The sequence below is a fragment of the Vibrio sp. 10N.286.49.E11 genome, assembly GCF_041469505.1.
In the GTDB taxonomy this organism is placed as follows: domain Bacteria; phylum Pseudomonadota; class Gammaproteobacteria; order Enterobacterales; family Vibrionaceae; genus Vibrio; species Vibrio crassostreae_C.
Window position 1 is genome coordinate 1 of the sequence record NZ_JBFRKQ010000003.1, and the last position, 23523, is coordinate 23523.

At 45.6% G+C, this 23523-nt stretch carries 23 protein-coding genes; 9 read left to right on the plus strand and 14 right to left on the minus strand.

The features are described 5' to 3' along the window. The first annotated feature begins 215 nt into the window (after nt 1-215). The 7 genes from AB4167_RS00575 to yacG all read left to right on the plus strand — a co-directional run bounded on the left by AB4167_RS00575 (nt 216) and on the right by yacG (nt 6207). Entirely contained in the window at nt 216-671 is a 456-nt protein-coding gene (locus tag AB4167_RS00575) for a pilin (protein WP_108086446.1), read from the plus strand. Between the two features lie 6 nt (nt 672-677). Beyond that, a complete protein-coding gene (gene pilB / locus AB4167_RS00580; RefSeq protein WP_372135967.1) occupies nt 678-2363 on the plus strand; it encodes a type IV-A pilus assembly ATPase PilB in 1686 nt (561 codons plus the stop codon). Nucleotides 2364-2377: 14 nt separating this feature from the next. Then, nucleotides 2378-3607, plus strand: coding sequence for a type II secretion system F family protein (locus tag AB4167_RS00585; protein ID WP_004735441.1), 1230 nt, complete (start codon nt 2378-2380; stop codon nt 3605-3607). A gap of 67 nt (nt 3608-3674) precedes the next feature. Further along, entirely contained in the window at nt 3675-4544 is an 870-nt protein-coding gene (locus AB4167_RS00590; protein ID WP_372135968.1) for an A24 family peptidase, read from the plus strand. A gap of 2 nt (nt 4545-4546) precedes the next feature. Beyond that, the gene (gene coaE / locus AB4167_RS00595; protein WP_372130478.1) at nt 4547-5161 is read left to right on the plus strand and encodes a dephospho-CoA kinase; all 615 of its coding nucleotides are present in this window, start codon (nt 4547-4549) and stop codon (nt 5159-5161) included. Nucleotides 5162-5187: 26 nt separating this feature from the next. Then, on the plus strand, nt 5188-5928 hold the full coding sequence (gene zapD / locus AB4167_RS00600; protein ID WP_017068873.1) for a cell division protein ZapD: 741 nt from the start codon (nt 5188-5190) through the stop codon (nt 5926-5928). Between the two features lie 81 nt (nt 5929-6009). Next, complete coding sequence (yacG, locus tag AB4167_RS00605) at nt 6010-6207, plus strand: DNA gyrase inhibitor YacG (RefSeq protein ID WP_010435916.1); 198 nt, start codon at nt 6010-6012, stop codon at nt 6205-6207. A gap of 298 nt (nt 6208-6505) precedes the next feature. On the opposite strand, the gene rplS is transcribed toward yacG, so the two are convergent. The 5 genes from rplS to ffh all read right to left on the minus strand — a co-directional run bounded on the left by rplS (nt 6506) and on the right by ffh (nt 10120). Next, on the minus strand, nt 6506-6859 hold the full coding sequence (rplS, locus tag AB4167_RS00610; protein WP_004735514.1) for a 50S ribosomal protein L19: 354 nt from the start codon (nt 6857-6859) through the stop codon (nt 6506-6508). Nucleotides 6860-6918: 59 nt separating this feature from the next. Continuing rightward, a complete protein-coding gene (trmD, locus tag AB4167_RS00615) occupies nt 6919-7659 on the minus strand; it encodes a tRNA (guanosine(37)-N1)-methyltransferase TrmD (RefSeq protein ID WP_136973767.1) in 741 nt (246 codons plus the stop codon). 26 nt (nt 7660-7685) lie between these two features. After that, on the minus strand, nt 7686-8240 hold the full coding sequence (gene rimM, locus AB4167_RS00620) for a ribosome maturation factor RimM (RefSeq protein WP_017063236.1): 555 nt from the start codon (nt 8238-8240) through the stop codon (nt 7686-7688). A 24-nt stretch (nt 8241-8264) separates the two neighbouring features. Beyond that, the gene (gene rpsP / locus AB4167_RS00625) at nt 8265-8513 is read right to left on the minus strand and encodes a 30S ribosomal protein S16 (protein WP_004410028.1); all 249 of its coding nucleotides are present in this window, start codon (nt 8511-8513) and stop codon (nt 8265-8267) included. A gap of 212 nt (nt 8514-8725) precedes the next feature. Beyond that, on the minus strand, nt 8726-10120 hold the full coding sequence (ffh, locus tag AB4167_RS00630; RefSeq protein ID WP_010435884.1) for a signal recognition particle protein: 1395 nt from the start codon (nt 10118-10120) through the stop codon (nt 8726-8728). Between the two features lie 200 nt (nt 10121-10320). Here ffh and AB4167_RS00635 point away from each other — a divergent pair, with 200 nt between their 5' ends. Both AB4167_RS00635 and AB4167_RS00640 read left to right on the plus strand, forming a co-directional pair. After that, entirely contained in the window at nt 10321-11115 is a 795-nt protein-coding gene (locus AB4167_RS00635) for an inner membrane protein YpjD (RefSeq protein ID WP_019825854.1), read from the plus strand. 127 nt (nt 11116-11242) lie between these two features. Further along, entirely contained in the window at nt 11243-12514 is a 1272-nt protein-coding gene (locus AB4167_RS00640) for an HlyC/CorC family transporter (RefSeq protein ID WP_372135969.1), read from the plus strand. A gap of 115 nt (nt 12515-12629) precedes the next feature. Here the strand turns inward: AB4167_RS00640 and luxS are convergent, their stop codons facing one another. The 9 genes from luxS to AB4167_RS00685 form a co-directional block, all read right to left on the minus strand. After that, a complete protein-coding gene (gene luxS, locus AB4167_RS00645; RefSeq protein ID WP_017056597.1) occupies nt 12630-13148 on the minus strand; it encodes an S-ribosylhomocysteine lyase in 519 nt (172 codons plus the stop codon). A gap of 24 nt (nt 13149-13172) precedes the next feature. After that, on the minus strand, nt 13173-13823 hold the full coding sequence (locus tag AB4167_RS00650; protein ID WP_017629422.1) for a hypothetical protein: 651 nt from the start codon (nt 13821-13823) through the stop codon (nt 13173-13175). A gap of 10 nt (nt 13824-13833) precedes the next feature. Next, nucleotides 13834-15402, minus strand: a complete 1569-nt coding sequence (gshA, locus tag AB4167_RS00655; protein WP_017063229.1) for a glutamate--cysteine ligase — start codon at nt 15400-15402, stop codon at nt 13834-13836. A gap of 99 nt (nt 15403-15501) precedes the next feature. After that, complete coding sequence (locus AB4167_RS00660; RefSeq protein ID WP_137002039.1) at nt 15502-18360, minus strand: pitrilysin family protein; 2859 nt, start codon at nt 18358-18360, stop codon at nt 15502-15504. A 9-nt stretch (nt 18361-18369) separates the two neighbouring features. Then, complete coding sequence (locus AB4167_RS00665; RefSeq protein ID WP_017059555.1) at nt 18370-18831, minus strand: YqaA family protein; 462 nt, start codon at nt 18829-18831, stop codon at nt 18370-18372. A gap of 6 nt (nt 18832-18837) precedes the next feature. Continuing rightward, a complete protein-coding gene (locus AB4167_RS00670) occupies nt 18838-19791 on the minus strand; it encodes an NADP-dependent oxidoreductase (protein WP_372135970.1) in 954 nt (317 codons plus the stop codon). A 171-nt stretch (nt 19792-19962) separates the two neighbouring features. Then, nucleotides 19963-21093, minus strand: a complete 1131-nt coding sequence (locus tag AB4167_RS00675; protein ID WP_019825842.1) for a sodium ion-translocating decarboxylase subunit beta — start codon at nt 21091-21093, stop codon at nt 19963-19965. A gap of 9 nt (nt 21094-21102) precedes the next feature. Further along, complete coding sequence (gene oadA / locus AB4167_RS00680; RefSeq protein ID WP_372135971.1) at nt 21103-22878, minus strand: sodium-extruding oxaloacetate decarboxylase subunit alpha; 1776 nt, start codon at nt 22876-22878, stop codon at nt 21103-21105. Between the two features lie 31 nt (nt 22879-22909). After that, entirely contained in the window at nt 22910-23167 is a 258-nt protein-coding gene (locus tag AB4167_RS00685) for an oxaloacetate decarboxylase subunit gamma (protein WP_004741884.1), read from the minus strand. Nucleotides 23168-23523 lie beyond the last annotated feature (356 nt).

Genomic DNA, 23523 nt, shown 5'->3' on the forward strand with positions numbered 1-23523 from the left:
CCGCGATGAACCTTTTTTATTGCCTGAATTATCAGTATTTCAAGCAGTTATTTAAGCTGATCGCATAATTTTGCCTGCTATATGAAACACTACACCAATAAATACAAAACCACTCGCGACCACACCTGAACACCATTCCACTCCCCCATCTCAACTTCTATTCTTTCCATCAACCAGTGCCTGCACTGAAACAAACTAAACAATGGAATAGAACAATGAATAACAAAAACAGAAGAACAACTCAGAAAGGCTTTTCGTTAATTGAATTGATGATCGTGGTAGTCGTAATTGGTGTCTTGTCTGCAATTGCAATACCACAATATCAAAAGTATGTAGCTAAAGCAGAAGTAGCATCGGCCTTGGCTACGATGACGGGTATTAAAACTAATGTAGAGGCCTATGCAGCAGAAAATGGAGCCTTTCCTGCTAATAGCCTGACTGACGAACTAGGCGTTCCATCAAGCATTCCTGTAGGGGCTATTACATTTGATCCTGACACTTCAGCCGGCGTCGGTACTATCGTATTTACATTTGCAAGCTCTGGAGTGAGTACTATTTTACATGACAAAATTTTCGTGTTGAGTCGTACAGGAGATGGTGCATGGGAATGTGATAGCGTTGCAACAGATGGGGTCAAGGATGAGCTACTACCAAAGCACTGCAAGTTATAATATTTAATGCTAACCAATCTCCCCACGGTTCTACGTCAGGCTGATTTACTTAGCCTGACTCAGGAGCAAGCCGTTGCGGAACACATACATGCTTCAGGTGCTTCTACGCCTGAAGCTTTGCTCGTTCTAGACATCTTCACCAGCGAGAATCTCGCACATAACATTCAGGCCATCTTCGGTTTGCCGCTGGTGCAACTTGCCAATACGGACTATGAGCCTTTGTGTGAACAATTAGGGCTTCGTGAGCTGATAACCAAGTATCGGGCGATACCAATCTCAGTTTCTAGTTCAACTCTCACACTTGCCTCGGCCGACCCGACCGACTTACAAGCTGAAGATGACTTTCGATTCGCGACCGGATTACAGATTGAATTGGTTGTCGCTAATTACTCTGAATTAGAAAGTGCAATACGAAAGCTGTATGGCCGTTCTATTTCCGGGCAAGATTCGAAACGTAAAGAGATCACCCAAGATGAGCTCGCTAACCTTGTTGAGATATCTGATGACGAGATAACTTCGATTGAAGACCTTAGCCAAGATGACTCCCCTGTCAGTCGCTTTATCAATCAAATTTTAGTCGATGCAGCACGTAAAGGCGCATCGGATATCCACTTCGAACCTTATGAAGAAAACTACCGCGTACGTCTACGTTGCGATGGCATCCTTGTCGAAATTCAACAGCCCGCCTCTCATTTAAGTCGCCGTTTATCAGCTCGCTTGAAGATCCTCGCTAAACTCGATATCGCCGAGCGTCGCTTACCTCAAGATGGTCGTATTAAATTACGTTTAAACGACGAACTGGCGATTGATATGCGTGTATCGACGCTGCCAACATTATGGGGAGAAAAGATCGTTCTTCGTCTTCTAGACAGCAGCGCTGCCAATCTCGATATCGATAAACTCGGTTACAGCGAGGATCAAAAAGCACTCTACCTAAATGCCCTAAAACGCCCGCAAGGAATGATCTTAATGACTGGGCCAACGGGCAGCGGCAAAACGGTTTCTCTTTATACTGGCCTTCGAGTGCTCAACACCACTGAACGCAACATCTCAACAGCCGAAGATCCAGTGGAGATTAACCTGTGTGGTATCAATCAGGTACAAGTGTCACCTAAGATCGGCTTTGGTTTCGCTGAAGCGTTGAGATCATTTTTACGACAAGATCCTGATGTGGTTATGGTCGGAGAGATCCGTGATTTGGAAACCGCAGAGATCGCGATCAAAGCCTCGCAAACAGGCCACTTAGTGCTTTCGACACTGCACACCAATTCGGCAGCAGAAACCGTGACTCGCCTCTCTCATATGGGAATAGAACCTTTTAACCTCGCTTCATCATTAAGCCTGATTATCGCCCAACGACTGGCAAGACGATTGTGCGACCACTGTAAAGCCGCTGATGACTCACCTGATATATTTCTACGCCACTCTATTCCCAATAGCCAAATCATCTACAAAGCCAGCTCACAAGGATGTAATGAGTGTAATCAGGGATACTCGGGGCGAGTCGGTATCTATGAAGTCATGCCGTTTAGCGACCAACTGAAAAATAGCCTGATCGACAAACCGAACGCGTTAGCCATTGAAAACTTGGCACGTCGAGAAGGCATGAGAACTTTACAAGAGTCAGGGCTAGATAAACTGCTTGAAGGCACCACCAGCTATCAAGAGCTACAACGTGTTCTATACCTATAATTCACGGAGCGAAAATGAGTAGTAAAAGCAAACAATCACAACTAAAAAACTACCATTGGAAGGGAATCAATAGTTCTGGCAAGAAAGTGTCTGGGCAGAGCTTAGCGCTCACCGAATTAGAAGTACGAGAGAAGCTCAAAGAGCAGCACATTCAGATTAAGAAAATCAAAAAGAAAAGCATCTCAGCAATCACTCGTTTAACCCATCGAGTCAAAGCCAAAGACATCACTATTTTGACTCGCCAACTGGCTACCATGTTGGCGACTGGTGTGCCGATCGTGCAAGCCATCAAGCTGGTGTCAGACAATCACCGCAAAGCAGAAATGAAATCGATTTTATCGCACATCTGCAAAGGTGTAGAAGCTGGCACGCCAATCTCAAAAGCAATGCGAACTGCAAGCCGCCACTTTGATGACCTCTATACCGACTTGGTCGCGACAGGCGAACTCTCCGGCAACCTTGCACAAGTATTTGAACGCTTGGCGACCTATCGTGAAAAGAGTGAGCAACTAAAATCCAAGGTTATAAAAGCGCTCATCTATCCTGCAATGGTTGTTGCGGTCGCCCTTACCGTTTCCTACTTAATGCTGACCATGGTCATCCCTGAATTTGAATCGATGTTTTCTGGTTTCGGAGCAGACTTACCTTGGTTCACCCAGCAAGTTCTTTATCTTTCCCATTGGATGCAGGCTTATAGTTTCTATAGTGCCATCGGTATTGGTTTACTAATTCTGTCTTTTCAGCAGCTGCGTCAGCGATCCTACTCGATTCGACTTTCAACCAGTCGCCTTGGCTTACGCTTTCCTATCTTGGGTGCTGTCATCACCAAAGCATCGATTGCAAAGTTCAGCCGAACACTTTCAACCAGTTTCAGTTCTGGGATTCCCATCTTAACCAGCCTTAAAACCACAGCTAAAACCGCAGGCAACCTGCATTATGAATCGGCCATCATCGAGGTTCACCGTGAAACTGCCGCAGGCATGCCGATGTACATTGCAATGCGCAATACCAATGCCTTCCCAGAGATGGTTTTACAGATGGTGATGATAGGTGAAGAGTCAGGGAATCTTGATGATATGCTCAATAAAGTCGCTTCCATTTACGAGTTCGAAGTAGACAACACCGTCGATAACCTAGGTAAAATTCTAGAGCCACTGATCATCGTATTTTTAGGCACCGTAGTTGGCGGACTTGTTGTCGCGATGTACTTACCGATCTTTAATCTTATGAGTGTGTTAGGATAGTTAAAAGCAACTAAACACCCATGAGCAGCCAACCTCTGCTCACCTTGATTAAGTGGTAAAGGACACTATGGAAGTATTTCACTACTATCCTTGGCTATTCCCCGTATTAGCTTTCATTTTTAGCCTTCTTATCGGCAGCTTCCTCAACGTAGTCATACACCGTTTACCGATAATGATGGAACGAGAGTGGCAACAAGAGTGCTCGGAGTATTTCTCTCAATACAAAATTCCAGCACCAGAGGGAAAGTTCAATCTCAGTATCCCTCGTTCTACCTGCCCGAAATGTAAAACCCAATTAAGAATCATCGACAATATTCCAGTATTAAGTTGGTTGTTCTTAAAGGGCAAGTGCCATAGCTGTGCTAACCCAATCAGCGCTCGTTACCCATTGGTCGAACTGCTTACTGCGATACTTTGTACCGCAGTCGCTAGTCATTTTGGTTTCAGTTATTACGCCATCGCTCTGATCTTTTTCACGTTTGCATTGATTACCGCAACCTTTATCGATCTCGATACCATGCTGCTCCCTGATCAAATCACCTTACCTTTAGTTTGGTCTGGTATCGCTTTAGCTCTGTTTAACGTCAGTCCAGTATCGCTTCAAGATTCAGTGATTGGTGCAATGGCTGGCTACCTAGCCTTGTGGTCCGTTTATTGGCTGTTCAAGCTACTAACAGGCAAAGAAGGGATGGGTTACGGCGATTTCAAACTTCTGGCTGCGCTTGGTGCATGGCTTGGCTGGCAACACCTACCAATGATCATTCTTTTGTCATCGCTGGTAGGCCTTGTGTTTGGTTTAATTCAACTTCGCCTGAAACAGCAAGGCATCGATAAAGCCTTTCCATTTGGGCCCTACCTTGCGATTGCGGGTTGGGTAAGCTTGATGTGGGGTAACGACATCATGGGTTGGTATTTCACTTCTGTACTAGGAATTTAACCATGGCAATCATTATCGGATTAAGCGGTGGTATCGCCAGTGGCAAAACTACGGTCGCTAACCTGTTCAATGAGCATTTTAATATAGATATTGTTGATGCTGATATCGTGGCACGTGAAGTGGTTGCGCTGGGCAGTGTCGGCTTAAAACAGATTACAGAACACTTTGGTGAGTCTATCTTGCTTGACGATGGAACACTCAACCGAAGTAGGCTGCGTGAGCTGATCTTCTCAGATCCTAAAGAAAAGCAGTGGCTCAATGATCTTCTTCATCCCATGATCCGTGACAAAATTGACAGTGACCTGTCTAAAATCACATCCCCGTATGGTTTATTAGTTGCACCGCTATTGGTGGAAAACCAAATGCAAGGCATGGCCGATCGCGTTTTAATCGTTGATGTGCCTACAGAAGTGCAAATAGAACGCACAATGAGTCGTGACAATGTTTCGAAGGAACAGGTTGCCGCAATTTTAAAATCACAAGCTTCAAGAGAACAGCGCTTAGCGGTTGCAGATGACGTGATTAAAAACCATACTAAAAACCAAGAACTTTTGCCTCAAATCACAGATTTACATCAAAAGTATCTGGCAATCAGTACAGTAGATGGGTCAGAATAGAACTATGTTGAATGAAGGTTTGCTTGATGATCACCCATAAATTTGAACATCCTCTAAATGAGAAAACAAGAATCTACTTAAGAGTTGAGTCGCTCTTGAGGCAGCTACACTTGTCTTCTACATTTTCCGATGCTCAACAGTATCAACTCTTTTTCCGTTCCATCTTTGATCTGATTGAAATCTTCGAACAGATCCAACTCAAGAGCGAACTCGCAAAAGATATTGAGAAGCAACGTGTAACCTACAAAAGCTGGTTGGATGTTGAAGGTGTCGATCAAGAGATGCTGACATCACTACTTAATGACATTGGTAACATCTATCGTGATCTGATGCAGGCAGAACGTTTTGGCCAATCACTTAAAGAAGACCGCTTCCTGAGTGCGATTCGCCAGCGCTTTAATCTTCCAGGTGGCTCATGCTGCTTTGATTTACCGGCACTGCATTATTGGCTGCACCTTCCTCTTGATAAGAGAATGCGAGATGCTAAAGCTTGGATGGACAGCTTACAGCCTCTGTATGAAGCGCTAACACTGTGGTTGAAGCTCACCAGAGAGACGGGTCACTTCAAAGAGAAAATCGCTCGTGCTGGCTTCTTCCAGAGCGATGCCGATGAAGCGAATATCCTTCGTCTTTCTATTCCGATGCAATACGGTGCATACCCGATGATCTCCGGTCACAAGAACCGCTTTGCTGTTAAGTTCATGAGCTTTGAAACTGGGCAAGCCTGCACTCAAGACATCGAATTTGAATTGGCAATCTGCACCTAATTAATTTCCTTTTATAGTTTGGCTTGAGCCCTCACTCGAGCCTAAACTCACTATTATTACACCTTCAAATTAAGAATCACTATGTCGAAGAAAATCACCATCGTTAAATGCCCTCAATGTAATGCTGACGTTGAATGGGGCGAACAAAGCCCGCACCGCCCGTTTTGCAGCAAGCAATGTCAGATGATTGATTTCGGTGAATGGGCAGACGAAGAGAACAGCATCGCTGGCGCACCAGATATGTCAGATAGCGATGGTTGGTCGGAAGATCCGTACTAAGCGAGTAGCGAGTAGCGAGTAGCGAGTAGCGAGTAGCGAGTAGCGAGTAGATTTTGAAGGGTTGGCGTTTAACGTCAATCCTTTTTTATTGCCTATAACACGGCGTTAGTAGAGATTCCCTACTCCTTCCTTCGTCAGTCTAGGGAATGACGGTTAAATATGAGTTTCGGTTTGTTCCGTCATCCTCCAGAGCGAGGAATGAGCTAATTGGGGATCTCTTACCTGCGAAACTCCAAATAACAGACACAAAAAAGCGGAGCCAAATGGCTCCGCTTTTATCGATAGAATGCAAAAAGAATTACTTCTTAGTAAGCTTCTCTTTAATACGAGCTGACTTACCAGAACGCTCACGTAGGTAGTACAACTTGGCACGACGTACTGCACCACGGCGTTTAACTTCGATGCTATCAACCATTGGAGAGTGAGTTTGGAACGCACGCTCTACGCCTTCACCGTTCGAGATCTTACGAACTGTGAATGCAGAGTGTAGACCACGGTTACGAATAGCGATTACAACGCCTTCGAAAGCCTGTAGACGCTCACGGTCACCTTCTTTTACCTTAACCTGAACTACAACAGTGTCACCTGGTGCGAATTTAGGAAGGTCTGATTTTAGTTGCTCTTCTTCAAGAGCCTTGATGATGTTGCTCATTTGTATAAATTCCTAGAATAAACTGATACTAAATTTAATAGGTTACTGCTTGCTTTTCGTTAAGAGCGTTGCTCTTTAATGAATTCAGCCAGTAATTGTTCCTGTTCGTCAGTCAGAGCTAGGTTTTCCAGGAGTTCTGGTCTTCTTAGCCAAGTTCGGCCCAACGATTGTTTTAATCGCCAGCGACGAATGTCCTTATGGTTTCCAGACTTGAGTACCGATGGTACATCTTTATCGTCTAGCACCTCAGGGCGCGTATAATGGGGACAATCTAGCAAACCATTTGCAAAAGAATCTTCTTCTGCTGAAGCGAAATCTCCAAGTACACCCGGAACAAACCGAGATACTGAATCAATCAGCGTCATGGCTGGCAGTTCGCCACCCGTCATCACAAAATCTCCAATCGACCATTCTTCGTCAACTTCAGATTCAATGATGCGCTCATCTACCCCTTCGTAGCGACCACAAATAAGAAGTAAATTCTCGTTTGTTGCCAGCTCTTCAACACCTTTCTGGTCGAGTTTACGACCTTGAGGTGAAAGATAGATAACTTTCGTCTTTCCCGGTGCTGCTTGCTTGGCCGTTGTGATAGCGTCGCGCAAAGGCTGAACCATCATTAACATGCCAGGACCACCACCGTAAGGTCTGTCATCAACAGTGCGATGTTTATCATGAGTGAAATCACGAGGATTCCATGTCTCAATAGATAAAAGACCTTTTTTAACCGCTTGACCTGTTACTCCAAAATCAGTAACAGAACGGAACATTTCAGGAAAAAGGCTAATAATGCCAACCCACATGTGTTCTCTCGCTCTGTAATTTGGAGTTAGAATCCAGGATCCCAGTCAACTTCGATCCGGCGAGCTTCGCGATCAACTTTCTTGATCACTTGCTCTTCAAGGTACGGTACTAACCGTTCCTTTTGGCCAAAAGCATCTTTAAGATTTGCTTTGATTACTAGAACATCGTTCGAGCCAGTTTCTAATAGGTCAGTGACCTCACCAAGGTCGTAACCTTTAGTGGTAAAAACTTGCATACCGAACAATTCGCGCCAGTAGAATTCATCTTCTGACAATTCAGGTAACGAAGCAGGGTCAATAGCAATTTCAAAGTTAGTCATCAGTTGCGCGTCTTCACGAACATCTAATCCCGCTAGCTTACATACATAACCTTGGCCATGACGTTTCCAGCTCTCAACTTTGTACTCAACCCACTTACCCTTTAGGTTTAAATACCAAGGGCTGTAATCAAATATGCTTTCAGCATTGTCTGTGTAGGAGAACACTTTGAGCCAGCCACGAATACCATAGGTAGACCCAAGTTTACCCATGACAATTCTATTGTTTTGCTCGCTCATAGTTTCTTTACCCTTCATCGACATAAGCTATTTCTCTTTAAAAAAGAATTAAGCCGCTTTTTGAGCGTCTTTAACTAGCTTAGCTACACGATCAGATAGAGATGCGCCTTGACCAACCCAGTGGTTAACACGATCTAGGTCTAGACGTAGACCTTCTTCTTGACCTTGAGCTGTAGGGTTAAAGAAACCTACTTTCTCGATGAAACGGCCAGTTGCAGCGTTACGGCTATCCGCAACTACGATTTGATAAAATGGGCGCTTCTTTGCACCGTGACGTGCCAAACGAATGGTTACCATGTCGTCCTCTTTGCTTTCTTAATAAAATAATTAACCCCAAGTATAAGTAAATAGCTTGGGGTCTCGTGCCAAATTAAAGCCCCGGAATTTTACTCTTATTCCGGTGCAATGCAAGGGCTTTAGCTATTTTTTCACCAACATAGCTGCCGTACACTTTCTGTGACACGGCTAACACTATGAAAAGTAACGTAGCTAAAGCTTACATTTGTAGATTATCGACCAAACGGGTTAAAGCCACCACCCATTCCGCCCATACCTCCACCGCCGCCCATCATGCCTTGCATGTTGCGCATCATGCCTTTCATGCCACCTTTCTGCATCTTCTTCATCATCTTCTGCATTTGGGTGAACTGCTTAAGCATACGGTTTACATCTTGTACCTGTGTACCAGAACCAGCGGCAATACGCTTTTTGCGAGAGCCTTTGATTAGGTCAGGGCGTTGACGCTCTTTCATGGTCATAGAGTTGATGATCGCTTCCATTTGCTTGAACATCTTGTCATCAACTTTATCTTTAACGTTATCTGGTAGCTGAGACATGCCTGGAAGCTTATCCATCATGCCCATCATGCCGCCCATGTTTTGCATCTGACCTAGTTGTTCACGGAAGTCTTCAAGGTCAAAGCCTTTCTTCTCTTTGAACTTCTTAGCCAGTTTCTCTGCTTTCTCGGTATCAACGTTTTTCTGTAGGTCTTCAATAAGAGACAGTACGTCGCCCATACCTAAGATACGAGAAGCTACACGATCTGGGTGGAACGGTTCTAGTGCGTCAGTCTTTTCACCAACACCCAAGAATTTAATCGGCTTGCCTGTGATATGACGAACAGACAGAGCAGCACCACCACGCGCATCACCATCCACTTTCGTCAAGATAACACCGGTTAGTGGTAGCGCATCACCAAAGGCTTTTGCAGTGTTCGCAGCATCTTGACCTGTCATTGCATCAACAACGAACAGTGTCTCTACTGGTTTAATTGCAGTATGAAGCTCTTTGATCTCGCCCATCATCTCTTCATCGATAGCCAAACGACCCGCAGTATCGACAAGTAGCACGTCGTAGAATTTCTTCTTCGCGTGGTCGATTGCAGCGTTTGCAATATCAAGAGGTTTTTGATCAGCTGAAGATGGGAAGAAGTCTACGCCAACATCGCTTGCTAACGTTTCAAGCTGTTTGATTGCCGCTGGACGGTAAACGTCGGCAGACACAACCAAGACTTTCTTCTTGTCACGCTCAGTTAGAAGCTTAGATAGCTTACCTACCGATGTGGTTTTACCCGCACCTTGTAGACCAGCCATTAAGATAACGGCTGGCGGCTGCGCTGCTAGGTTAAGAGCCTCGTTAGACTCACCCATCACCGCTTCAAGTTCAGCTTGAACGATCTTAATGAATTCTTGACCAGGCGTTAGAGATTTAGAAACCTCAACACCCACAGCGCCTTCTTTTACGCGCTTAACAAAATCGCGGACAACGGGCAGTGCAACGTCGGCTTCAAGTAGCGCCATACGTACTTCACGCAGCGTCTCTTTAATGTTGTCTTCGGTCAGACGACCTTTACCGCTGATGTTCTTCAGCGTTTTGGATAGACGATCCGTTAAATTATCAAACATAGTTTTCTCTTCGCTCAAAACTGCGACTATTACTGTGAGTATACATTAGCGCGGATTAGAGTCATACCCGTTGTAGAGCGTTAATCATCCGTGCTTGTGATGTGAGACATTATTCACTTGGAATTGAATGAGGTTCGCCATAGCCCCAAAGAGCGATGCGAGGTATAATTCGCCAATTAGTAATCATTAAAATGGATACCATGGACAGTCTTATTGCGATCGCAGCAGCCTTTCTTTATACAATGGCGATTTCCACGATCATTCCAGGTCTCGTGCACCAAACAGGAATCCGTGTAAAAACGGTGTTTATCAGCGCATTACTTGCTCTAGCTTTCCATGCTTGGTTGCTTGGCGATTTGATTTTTAATGCCAGTGGCCAAAACCTCAGTATCTTGAACGTTGCTTCATTAATCAGTTTAATCATATCTGTGGTAATGAGCGGTGCAATGCTCAAAACCCGTCTGTGGTTTATCTTACCCGTCGTCTATAGCTTCGCTGCGCTGAACTTGATGGCTGCCACTTTTCTTCCAAGCACCTTCATCAAACATCTAGAGAATGACCCAAAACTGCTCGTGCACATATCTTTGGCTCTATTCTCATACGCAACGTTAACTATCGGCGCGCTATACGCCCTGCAACTTGCATGGCTAGATCACAAACTTAAAAAGAAAAAAGCCTTAGTGATAAACCCTAACCTACCTCCTTTAATGATGGTAGAGAGACAGCTTTTCAAGATCATTCTGATTGGTAATGGTTTATTAACGGGTACTTTGCTGACTGGCCTTATCTTCGTACAAGATATGTTTGCTCAAGGAAAGGCGCACAAAGCGGTATTGTCTTTTATCGCTTGGGTTATCTACTCCATCCTTTTATGGGGTCACTACCAAAAAGGTTGGCGTGGACAGAAAGTCACTTGGTTCGCACTGGCCGGCGCCAGCATGCTCACATTGGCCTACTTCGGTAGCCGCTTCGTTCAGGAAATCATCCTGAACTAGTCTGTAAAATAAAGGCAAGGTCTCACACACCTTGCCTTTAAAATATTGAGTCCGTTAGATTCAATTGACATCTCGACCATGTTCGGTCATAAATTAATCAAGATACACAAATAGGAAAAGAATAGTTTTGGACGACATATCAACGGGTATCTTATTTGCGCTACTCGCGTGTCTCATTGTAATTTCTGGTTATTTCTCTGGTTCCGAAACGGGCATGATGTCCTTGAACCGCTACCGTTTAAAGCACTTGGCCAATACGGGTCATAAAGGTGCCAAACGCGTAGAAAAACTTCTGAACCGCCCAGACAGATTGATTGGCCTCATTCTCATCGGCAACAATCTCGTCAACATTCTTGCATCTGCGATCGCTACTATTCTTGGTATGCGCATCTACGGGGATATCGGTGTGGCTATCGCTACTGGTACCCTGACTCTCGTGATCCTAGTATTCGCCGAGGTAACCCCAAAGACCATCGCTTCTCTATTTCCTGAACGTGTCTCTTACGCGAGTAGTATCCTTTTGATGATACTGATGAAGGTGCTATCACCATTGGTGATCTTAGTGAACTTCATTACCAACGGCTTCATTCGTATCTTAGGCGTTAAAGCCAGCCATGATGCAACCGACCACTTGAGCTCCGAAGAGCTTAGAACCGTGGTAAATGAAGCCGGTAGCTTAATCCCTCAACGTCACCAAGATATGTTGGTGTCTATTCTGGATTTAGAGCACGTCACCGTGAACGACATCATGGTGCCGCGTAATGAGATTACTGGTATCGACATCAATGACGACTGGAAATCGATCGTTCGTCAACTTACCCACTCGCCTCATGGTCGCGTAGTGCTGTACCGTGACCAAATAGATGAAGTGGTCGGCATGCTTAGGCTGCGTGAAGCTTACCGTCTGATGCTTGAAAAGAACGAATTCAATAAAGAAACCCTATTGCGTGCCGCAGATGAGATCTACTTTATTCCTGAAGCGACACCACTCAATATTCAACTGCTTAAGTTTCAACGCAATAAGCAGCGCATCGGTTTGATTGTTGATGAGTATGGCGACATCAATGGTTTGGTTACATTAGAAGATATTCTAGAAGAGATCGTAGGTGAGTTTACCACCTCAATCACCCCAAGCTTATCTGAAGAGATTACTCCGCAAAGCGATGGCAGCTTCTTGATTGAAGGCAGTGCCAATATCCGAGATATCAACAAAGGCTTACAGTGGGCACTGCCTACCGATGGCCCAAGAACGCTGAATGGTTTGATACTGGAACATCTTGAAGATATTCCTGAGAGTCACCTGAGTGTTCAGGTTGCCAGCCACCCAATGGAAATTGTTGAGCTTGAAGAGAACCGCATCAAACTGGTTCGCGTGTTCCCACGGATCGTGAACGGCTAACTGAGTTATCACTGAATCTCTGTCTCGCCCTAAAATACGTTGACGAAAAAGGCCCGGTTCATTGAACCGGGCCTTTTAGTATCTAACTCGCCCTATCTAGGGTAGCTATCAATGACTAGTCGATTTTAAGCTCTTGCAGCATCGACTCTGGCAGTGCCAGTTCATCATTCTTGTTTACAGAGATGCCTGCAGCGATGATCGCATTCGCGATCTCTTTCGCTTCATCCAAAGAGTGCATTGCCGCGGTACCACATTGGTATTCGTTCAGCTCAGGGATCTTATTCTGGTTCTCAACTTTCAGTACGTCTTGCATCGCTGCCAACCAACCGTCAGCCACTTGTTGTTCTGTAGGCGTACCAATCAGGCTCATGTAGAAACCAGTGCGACAGCCCATCGGTGAGATATCGATGATCTCTACATCTGAACCGTTCAATTGATTACGCATGAAACCAGCATATAGGTGCTCTAGAGTATGGATACCTTTCTCAGATAGGATGTCTTTGTTTGGCGCAGTAAAACGCAGGTCAAACACAGTGATGGTATCCCCTTTTGGGGTTTGCATTGTTTTAGCAACACGAACGGCAGGTGCGTTCATGCGTGTGTGATCAACAGTGAAACTATCTAATAAAGGCATTGCTCTTCTCCATGACGGCTGGCTTTAGAAAAACCAGCTTCGATTGTCTTCTAGTTCTTTGCGGCACTGTTTCAGCTGCCATCCATAATCTTTTGCTTGCTGTTCGACTTTGCGCGCCACCTTAATTAGCGATGGCTTGCTGTTGTATGACTTGCGCTTATAACCACCACGGCCTTCATGATAAGCCAGGTATTGGTTATATGGGTCCCATAGTGAGATGCCCAATTGACGACGCGTCTCGCTGGTATACCAACCGATGAACATCAATGCATCATCAAAGTTGGTTCTTGAACCACCGTTATTGGTCGCCTTTTGGAAGTCTTCCCAAGCAGGATCTTGAGCTTGTGCATAACCGTAGGCACTGCTTACACGCCCCCACGGTATAAAGCCAAGAATGTAATCTTTAGGTGGGCGCGCATCATGACGATAGCTACTCTCTTGTTTCACAAAAGCCATCGCAACGTTAATCGGCGTTCCCCATTCTTCTTGCATATCCAAGGCATCTTCATACCATGAAGGGTGCTCTCGAAAGATGCTACACAAATTATCTTGCTGCTTTGGCGGTGGCGTTGCACATCCAACCAATAGGCTAGAGACAACACCAACAGTCACTACAGGTAACCATTTACTACTCACTCGAGTAGGCTGACCTAATAAGGCTTGCTTCCTTTCCACCAAAGTCTCGCTATGCTTTTAAATACGAAAAATAATCCGCTAAGAAGCTATCAAAATCTTGAGTGCTTGCTTCTTCACTTTGTTGCTGAGCAATCACAGAACGTTGAACTTCTGCTTCCATCAACTCAGCTGAATATACTTTGTATTGGTGCGCTTTGTGTTGCTGAGCGTACGTTTTACCTAACGCGCAACCCACTTTACCTAAGCCGCCCAATTTTTTAGTCTCTTCTAGCAACTGGCCAGAAATAGTTAGCTCAGGGTTATCAATCCAAGCCTCAAGCGTATCGCATGTTTCTTGGTATGCACGACCACCTTGTTCAGCGTCCATCATCTCGGCAATAGAGCGCAGATCTTTGAAGACACGCTTCGCCCAATCTTGCAGAGACAATCGCTCACCATGACAACCGATTTGCAGCTCTAGACCAACCTGACGACCTTGTAGGATCACCTTGTTCCAGTTATCGCGCCAGCATTCAAGCTCGCAGTTATCCATCTCAGCAGAGTCCGTTAGCACACTCCACGTTAGGAATAAGTCTAGGAAGCGAACCTGCTGCTCATTGATACCAATTGAGCTGAATGGGTTTACATCTAAAGAACGAACCTCAATGTACTCAACACCACCGCGTGCCAATGCTTCAGATGGTTTCTCACCACTCTTCGCCACACGCTTAGGGCGGATTGGAGCGTAAAGCTCATTTTCAATTTGCAGTACGTTGCTATTCAACTGACGGTATTCACCATCAACCTTAGTGCCAATCTCGGCAAATTCTTCTGATGGTGTGCGAATCGCTTGATTCAAACCTTCAAGGTATTGGTCTAGGCTGTTGAAACCAATCTTCAACACACTTTGCGCACTGTTCGTGTAGCCAAGGTCGCTCAGGCGCAGTGCCGTTGCTTTTGGCAGATACAGTGTCTCGCCAATCTTTTCAAAAGGCAGGTTTGTCTCTCTTCCTTTGATGAAAGAAGAACATAGCGCAGGTGAAGCACCGAAGAAGTATGGGATTAACCAACCAAAGCGGTAGTAGTTACGAATCAAACCAAAGTAAGCATCTGACTTAGATTCACAACGCGCTTCTTCAGTTTGCTCTCCAAACAGGCTATCCCAAAAGCTTTCTGGGAAAGAGAAGTTGAAGTGAACACCAGAGATAATCTGCATCAGGCTACCGTAACGACGTTTTAGGCCTTCACGATATAGGGTCTTCATCTTACCGTTATTCGAGGTGCCGTATTGCGCTAGCTGAATGTAATCTTCACTGCCAACGTAACAAGGCATAGAAAGCGGCCATAGTTTTTCGCCGTCTAACTTGGTTTGCGTGAAGTGGTGGATATCAGACAACTGATTCAAAAGCGTCGGAACGTCGTTAGAAACAGGCGTGATAAATTCCAGTAGCGACTCAGAGAAATCGGTCGTTACCCATTCGTTCATCAACGCAGATCCCAAAGCCTCAGGGTGCGGCCCAGTAGCAAGGTGCCCATCTTCCGTGTAGCGTAATGTTTCCCTTTCAACACCACGACCAAATTGAGAGAAGGTCTTAGGGTTGGTTGCAACTTGCTTTAGTCGCGCAGCAAAATCAGTCAAAATTCAGTTCACTTATCTTATATTGTTCTGATTAGAACTATCATAAATTAGGTTGGAGGAGAAAAGTAGAGTCTCTTCCCTCCCCCTTTAATGTGTACTCTAACGAATGATTTCAAGCTCTTCTATTGGAATATCTAACTTTTCTAATTGCGGGCGAAGCGATGTCGCGTCACCAACAACGATTATTTGATAATCATTCGGGTCAAACCATTTCTTAGATAGCTCGTTTAAGGTCTCTTTTGAAACCGTTTCAACTATCTGATTACGCTGTTGTAGGTAATCTTCATCAAGGCTCAATGCAACAATATTACTCAACAACCCCGCCTTTTGACTTGGCGTTTCGTATTTAAGTGCATCTTGTTGACCGACGGCAAGGCGCATAAATTTCACCTCTTCGTCAGTTAATCCACTTTGGCTAAACTCATTCAGCTCATTAATAAACTCTTGAATCGATGGAACCGTCGCATTCGCCCTTACCTGCGCGCTAAATACCACTGCGCCAGTTTCACGAGTACTTGCGAAGTAACCGCTTGCACCGTAAGTGTAGGCTTTGTCTTCACGTAGGTTCTGGTTGATACGGCTATTGAAGTTGCCCGCTAAGTTAAAGTTAGCTAACTGGCTCAAATACAATTCGCCCGTCGCATCAAACGGCAGGCCCTTACGAACCAAGCGAACAATGCTTTGCGGCGCACCCGGTTTATCAACTAAGTACAGGTGCTGACCAGAAAGCTCTTTAACGATCTGTGGACGCGTTAATGGTGCCGCATCGCCTTGCCACTCTTCAAAGAATTGTAGCTGTTTCCCTACCTCTTTCTTCGAGATGTCTCCCACCACAACAATATTGGCACCTTCTGGTGTGTAATGTTGCGCATAGAATTTTTTCACATCGTCTAAGGTCAATTTCGATAGAGATTCCTTAGTACCATCACTTGCACGAGCAAAAACAGTGTCACCAAACAGCACTTCACGGGTTGCTTGAGAAGCCATCCAGCTTGGCTGCTGATGCTGATACACAACGCCTTCTAGCATCTGTTTCTTAACGCGCTCAAAATCTTGCTCATCGAACTTAGGATCGAATAGAACCTCTTGCACAATCGCTAAGGTTTGAGGCAAGTTTTTCTCTAGCGCCGAGACTGAAATATCTGTGGTGTAGCTGCCCGCACTAATGCTCACACTGCTACCAAGTTTATCTAAGGTCGCTTGTAACTCTTCAACGGTCCGTTTGGTTGAGCCTTCTTCCATCATCGAAGCCGTTAGGTTCGCTAGGCCTTCTTGTCCTTTGCGAACATAACGCTCGCCAGCTGGAAGTTGAATCTGTAACTGTACTGTCGGTGTTTCGCTGGTCACAGTACCAATCAAGTCCGTGCCATTTGCAAAGTGCATGCGGTACAACTCAGGCATGGTCGCCTCAACACCAAAATTCACTTCTGGCATCACACTGCGATCAAAGGTATCCGGTGCCTTTCTGAAATCCAGTTGTTCTTCCGTCACCTTGCTGTATTCCGGCAACGTACGTGGTGGCGTGGTAAAGGTCGCTTCACGAACCGCCAAATCGAGCTTTTTCTTAGGAACCACACTCAAGGTAACCTTGTGCTTACCTTCGATGAAATCTTGGTATGCCTTGCTCACGCTCTCAGGCGTCACCGCTCGGATTTGATCGAGTTGTGATTCAATGCGATCAGGCTGACCATAGAAGGTTTGGTTCGACGCGAGTTGCGACACCTTACCTTTAACGCTTTGCAATGCAAAAACAGCATTCGCTTCGGCCATGCCAGTGATCTGGTCTAAACGCTCTTGCTCAACGCCCTCTTTCGAGAATTGCTCCAGGGTATCCATCAGCTCTTTATTGAGAACCGTCAAATCGCCTTTTTCACCTGAGTTGCCCATTGCATACACGTACATGGTACAAGCAAGCTCAGCACAATCATGGAAAGAGCCAGCGCTGACGGCCTTCTGCGTTTTTACGAGGTTTTGATATAGGTAACTGTTGGTACCTGAACCTAACACGTTAGACAATGCATTCAGTGAAGCTTGCGTCTCTTCACCGCGATACGTTGTTGGCCACCCCACCAGCACCATCGGCTGACGAATATTGTCTTCTAAAGTGATGTATTTATCTTCTGTTAGAACAGCAGGTTGCTTCTCTGCCGCCTTCACTTCAGGGCCTTGAGGAATTGAACCAAAGTACTTGTTAACCCATTCTAGCGTGTCATCAACGTCGATATCACCACCAATCGTTAACACGGCATTGTTTGGGCCGTACCAACGCAGGAAGAACGCTTTAAGATCATTCACGTCAACACGGTCAAGATCTTCAACATAGCCGATTGGTTGCCAAGAGTAAGGGTGACCTTCAGGGTAAAGCGCTTCGCCCATGCGTTCCCACATCAAGCCGTAAGGACGATTTTCGTAGCTCTGCGCTCGCTCGTTCTTGACCGTGCCTCTTTGAACCTCAAATTTCTTCTGAGAAACAGCATCCAACAAGAAGCCCATTCGGTCTGATTCTAACCACAACATTTTCTCAAGCTGGTTAGAAGGAACAGTTTCAAAATAGTTGGTGCGGTCACGGTTGGTCGTGCCGTTTAACGAGCCACCCGCTTCGGTAATGATCTTAAAGTGCTGTTGGTCACCAACGTTCTCTGAACCCTGGAACATCATGTGCTCAAAGAAGTGAGCAAAGCCCGACTTGCCTATCTCTTCACGTGCTGAACCGACGTGATAAGTCACATCAACATGCACCAACGGATCGGAATCATCAGGGGAAAGAATAACTGTCAGGCCGTTTTCAAGCTGATACTTGGTGTAAGGAATCACCACTTTATCTTTAGAGGGCTTTACCTCTTCTAACAGAGTGACACCTTCAGGTAACGAGGAAAAGAAGGGCGTTGAGCTAGGTACATTGTAAGAACAGCCTGCAATGGCGATAAGAGAAAATGTACCAAGTAAAACCTTTTTCATAGGTTCTCCTTAGAAAAAACCGAAGTAGATAGCAGCAAGTAAGCTATAGCGAGCGGCTTTGCCAATCGCTATCAAAATAACGCTAGGGATGAATTTCATTCTTAGCCAACCCGCCGCTAGACACAAAGGGTCACCAATGATCGGTAACCAACTAAATAACAGTGTCCAGTAGCCATAACGACTCAGCCAAGCCATAGCCTTATGACCATGCTTTTCAGATTGAGTTCGATTAGGCAACCACAAACCAATCCAATAGTTAGTCAGGCCGCCTAAGGTATTGCCTAATGTCGCCACCAGAATGATCGATGAGGTTGAAAACTGATCTAAGCTCAATGCAGCCACAAGGCTAGCTTCTGAACCACCGGGTAGTAACGTGGCACTCAAGAAGCCACTGATGAAGAGTACCCACAGCGCCGAGTCCGAGAACCACAGCGCGATATTTTCAAAAAGGGAGTTAAAAAATTCTAACACTGCCTATCAACTTTCTTGCATTTTAAGTAGCACCTTGCCTCTGGTGTGTCCGGTTTCAACCTGCAGGTGCGCCGACTGCGCCTCGTCTAACTGGTAGATACCTTGAATTTCTGTTTTGAGCAATCCGACACTGACCATGTAAAGCATGGTGTCCATTTGCTCAGGGGTTGGTTCAACCAGCATGCCTGATGCAGTAAAACCTAATAGTGTGGCTTTTTCGCAGATAAGTTCTGCAGATAGAGTCGGCACAGTCACGACTCGCGCGTCATCTTTTAGGCACTTCAATGCATCAAGCGCGGTATCGCCGCCGACCAAGTCAATCAACACATCGACATCAGATACTCTTTCTGATGCTGGCGCAAACTTATAGTTAATCGCGTGAGCACCTAGCGTCGCAAGGTAATCAAGATTGGCTTCGCTGCAGGTTGTGTAAACCTCAGCTTTTGCTGCCACTGCAATTTGAACCGCAAGGTGACCAACGCCGCCCGCGCCCGCTAAAATAAGCACGCGGTCGCCTTCTTTCACTTCGGCTTTGTTGAGCGCTTGTGCCGCTGTTTGACTCGCAAGTGGTAATGCAGCTGCCGCTTCTAGAGTGACAGAATCAGGAACCATACTTAATGCAGCTTCTGGAACACACACATATTGGCTGTAACCGCCACCTTGCAGTGGAAAACCAATAAAGCCAGCCACGTTATCACCAACAGTAAAGCGTTCAGCCTGTTCGCCTAGCGAGACAATTTGCCCTGAAATATCGTAGCCAGGCACCCAAGGCAGATTATCTTTGTTTTGTGCTGCCGCCCAACCAAGACCCGCTCGGGTTTTGACATCAATCGGATTAATGCCTGAAAAGGAAACTTTAACCACCACTTCTCCAGCCTTAGGCTCAGGGATCGCACTGGTTTGAATACTTAGGTTTTCGACGCCGCCGAATTGAGTAATCGCAATCTGTTTATTTTCCATTCCACATTTCCTTGATTGATAAAAGCCCTAGTGAGCAAGCACCCTAATTAATAAAAAGAAAGGGATGCGAAAGCATCCCTTTGACTATAAACCATTTAATAAGGCTAAGTTAACCGCTCATTCGTAAATTGACGACCAATTAACGTAACGATACATGACCCAGCAAATCCACTAGCCCACGAGAGCTAATAGAATGCCCGCCGCAACCGCACTACCAAGTACACCGGCTACGTTCGGACCCATTGCATGCATCAATAAGAAGTTCTGAGGGTTTGCCTCAAGACCAACCTTGTTCACAACACGTGCCGCCATTGGAACCGCCGATACGCCAGCTGCGCCAATCAGTGGGTTGATGTCCTCTTTCGAGAATCGGTTCAACACCTTAGCCATCAATACACCACCCGCCGTACCGATACTGAACGCGACCGCACCTAAACCTAGAATACCCAATGTTTCTAAGTTCAAGAACGTATCCGCTTGAAGCTTAGAACCAACCCCTAGACCTAGGAAAATAGTTACAACGTTAATCAGTTCGTTTTGAGCTGTTTTTGAAAGGCGATCAACCACACCCGCTTCACGCATTAAGTTACCCAAACAGAACATACCAACTAGAGGTGTTGCTGAAGGTAGGAACAAAATCGTCATCAATAGTACAGCAAGCGGGAAAAGAATCTTCTCGGCTTTGCTAACGTGACGAAGTTGAGCCATCTTAATTTTGCGCTCTTCAGGAGACGTTAACGCTTTCATGATTGGTGGCTGAATGATCGGAACCAAAGCCATGTAGCTATAAGCCGCTACTGCAATGGCACCTAAAAGGTCCGGAGATAACTTACTCGCCAAGAAGATCGCAGTTGGGCCATCGGCACCACCAATGATCGCAATTGACGAAGCATCGGCCATCGAGAACTCCATTCCTGGAACGTAGTTCAGCAAGATCGCGCCAAATAGCGTCGCGAAGATACCAAACTGAGCCGCAGCCCCTAGCCACAACGTTTTAGGGTTCGCAATCAACGCACCGAAGTCCGTCATCGCACCAACACCCATAAAGATCAGCAGTGGGAAAATACCTGTCTCAATACCAATGTAGTAGACGTAGTAGAGCAAACCACCTGGATCAGTAAACCCAGCATTTGGAATGTTTGCTAATACAGCACCAAAACCAATAGGCAGTAGAAGTAACGGTTCAAATCCTTTACGAATTGCCAAAAACAACAGTAAGCAACCAACCAGCATCATACAGATCTGGCCGAACTCAAAGTTCGCAATCCCTGTTTCAGACCATAAGGTCATCAATCCTTCCATGGTACTCCCTTACGCTAAGCTTAGTAGTGGAGCGCCTACAGTAACTGCATCGCCTTCTTTAACATTCAATTCTTGAACGATACCACCACGAGCAGCACGAACTTCCGTTTCCATCTTCATCGCTTCTAGGATTAGTAGAACGTCGCCTTCAGAAACCTCAGTACCCGCCTGAACGTTTACTTTGAAGATGTTACCCGCCAATGGAGCTGGAACCGCTTCAGCGTCAGACGCTGCTACTGGTGCAGCCTGAGCAGGTTTTGCAGATGGCTCCACCGATGTCAGTTCACCTTGTGGGCCAACTTCAACATCGTAAACTTGACCATCAACCTTCACGCTGTAGCTTTCAATACCACCAGAAGCTTGTACAGGAGCTGCAGCAACTGGAGCCGCAACTTCTAGCGTTGGTGCAGGTTCAAATGCTTCAGGATTACGACGGTTCTTAAGGAACTTAAGACCCACTTGTGGGAAGAGCGCGTAAGTCAGTACATCATCAACCGTATCTTCAGCTAGAGAGATACCCTCTGATTTCGCTTTCTCTAACAGATCCGTCGTTAACGTATCCATTTCAGACTTAAGTAAATCAGCAGGACGACAAGTAATCGGCTCTGCACCGTCTAGAACTTTCGCTTGCAGTTCAGCATCCACTTCAGCAGGAGCTTGACCGTATTCACCTTTCAGTAGACCAGCAGTCTCTTTCGTGATGCTCTTATAGCGTTCGCCCGTTAAGACGTTAATAACCGCTTGAGTACCGACAATCTGAGAAGTTGGTGTTACTAAAGGAATGTAACCAAGCTCTTTACGTACGCGTGGGATCTCTTCTAGAACTTCATCCATGCGATCGGCGGCGCCTTGCTCTTTAAGCTGGCCTTCCATGTTAGTTAACATTCCGCCAGGAACTTGAGCGATTAAGATGCGAGAATCGACACCTTTTAGCTGACCTTCCCATTTCGCGTACTTTTTACGTACATCACGGAAGTAAGCCGCGATGGGTTCGATTTGGTCTAGTTTAAGATTCGTGTCGCGCTCTGTACCTTCTAACATCGCAACAACCGTTTCGGTTGGCGTATGACCGTAAGTACAGCTCATTGAAGAAATAGCGGTATCTAGAATGTCGATACCCGCTTCAACGGCTTTAACCGCTGTTGCAGTCGATAGACCAGTTGTCGCGTGGCTATGCAGTGCTAGAGGAACGTCACACGATGCTTTGATACGTGTAATCAGCTCTTCTGCTTCATACGGCTTTAATAAACCTGACATATCTTTGATACATAGTGAGTGACAACCTAGGTCCTCTAGGCGCTTAGCCAAATCAACCCAAGTATCTGAATTGTGGACCGGACTGGTTGTGTAAGACAACGTACCTTGAGCGTGGCCACCAACGTCGATCGTTGCTTTCACTGCTTTTTCAAAGTTACGCACGTCATTCATCGCATCAAAGATACGGAATACGTCCATGCCGTTTTTATGGGCACGTTCAACAAATTTTTCTACTACATCATCCGCGTAGTGACGGTAGCCCAATAGGTTTTGACCACGCAGTAGCATCTGCATTGGTGTGTTTGGCATCGCTTTTTTCAGCTCACGCAAACGCTCCCATGGATCCTCGCCAAGAAAACGGATACACGAATCAAACGTCGCGCCGCCCCAAGTCTCAAGTGACCAGTAACCGACTTTATCCAGTTCTGCCGCAATTGGCAGCATATCTTCGATACGCATACGAGTAGCAAATAGTGACTGGTGCGCGTCACGAAGTACCACATCTGTGATAGCTAGTGGTTTAGACATGCTCATAAACTCCTTTTTAATCCTTTAAATACTACTTAGCAGTAGACGCACGGTATTGATGAACCGCGGCCGAAATTGCAGCCACTACCTGTGGACTAACAGCTGAAGGGTTTGATTGTGATTTTTGAATTTTTTTAGGTGCTGCGATCGGCTCTGGTACTTCTTCTGGTACCAGTTTTGACATCAACCGAACGAGGTAAACTAGAATAGTTAGGAAAATAAAGACAACGGACATCCCCGTTATCATTAGAGTCGCCGCATCTCCTAGCAGGCTTCCAATATTAGTCATGTTGCTTCCTTTCTTCGTCATCCTGACATACGTACAGGATTTCAGCGAATAGTGATCCCGACCCATGGATTATCTCGATTGGTAAAAGTTTGTCAATTTTGTTTAAGGTTCTGTTACGGATAACGCACACATAAGGTTAATTATTCGCCTATCAGATCACATAAATCTGTCAAATACGTCATTTTTAGATATTTAAACTGTGACTTAAACGGGGCTTTTCTGGGAATTGATATGAGAAAGGTGGAATAACAAAGAAGCAATCAAGAACTACTTTAAATACAACAAGTTAAACAACGAACAAATTTAACATTGTCGCAACAAATTTGCAGCAGACATAAAAAAAGGTTCATCGCGGC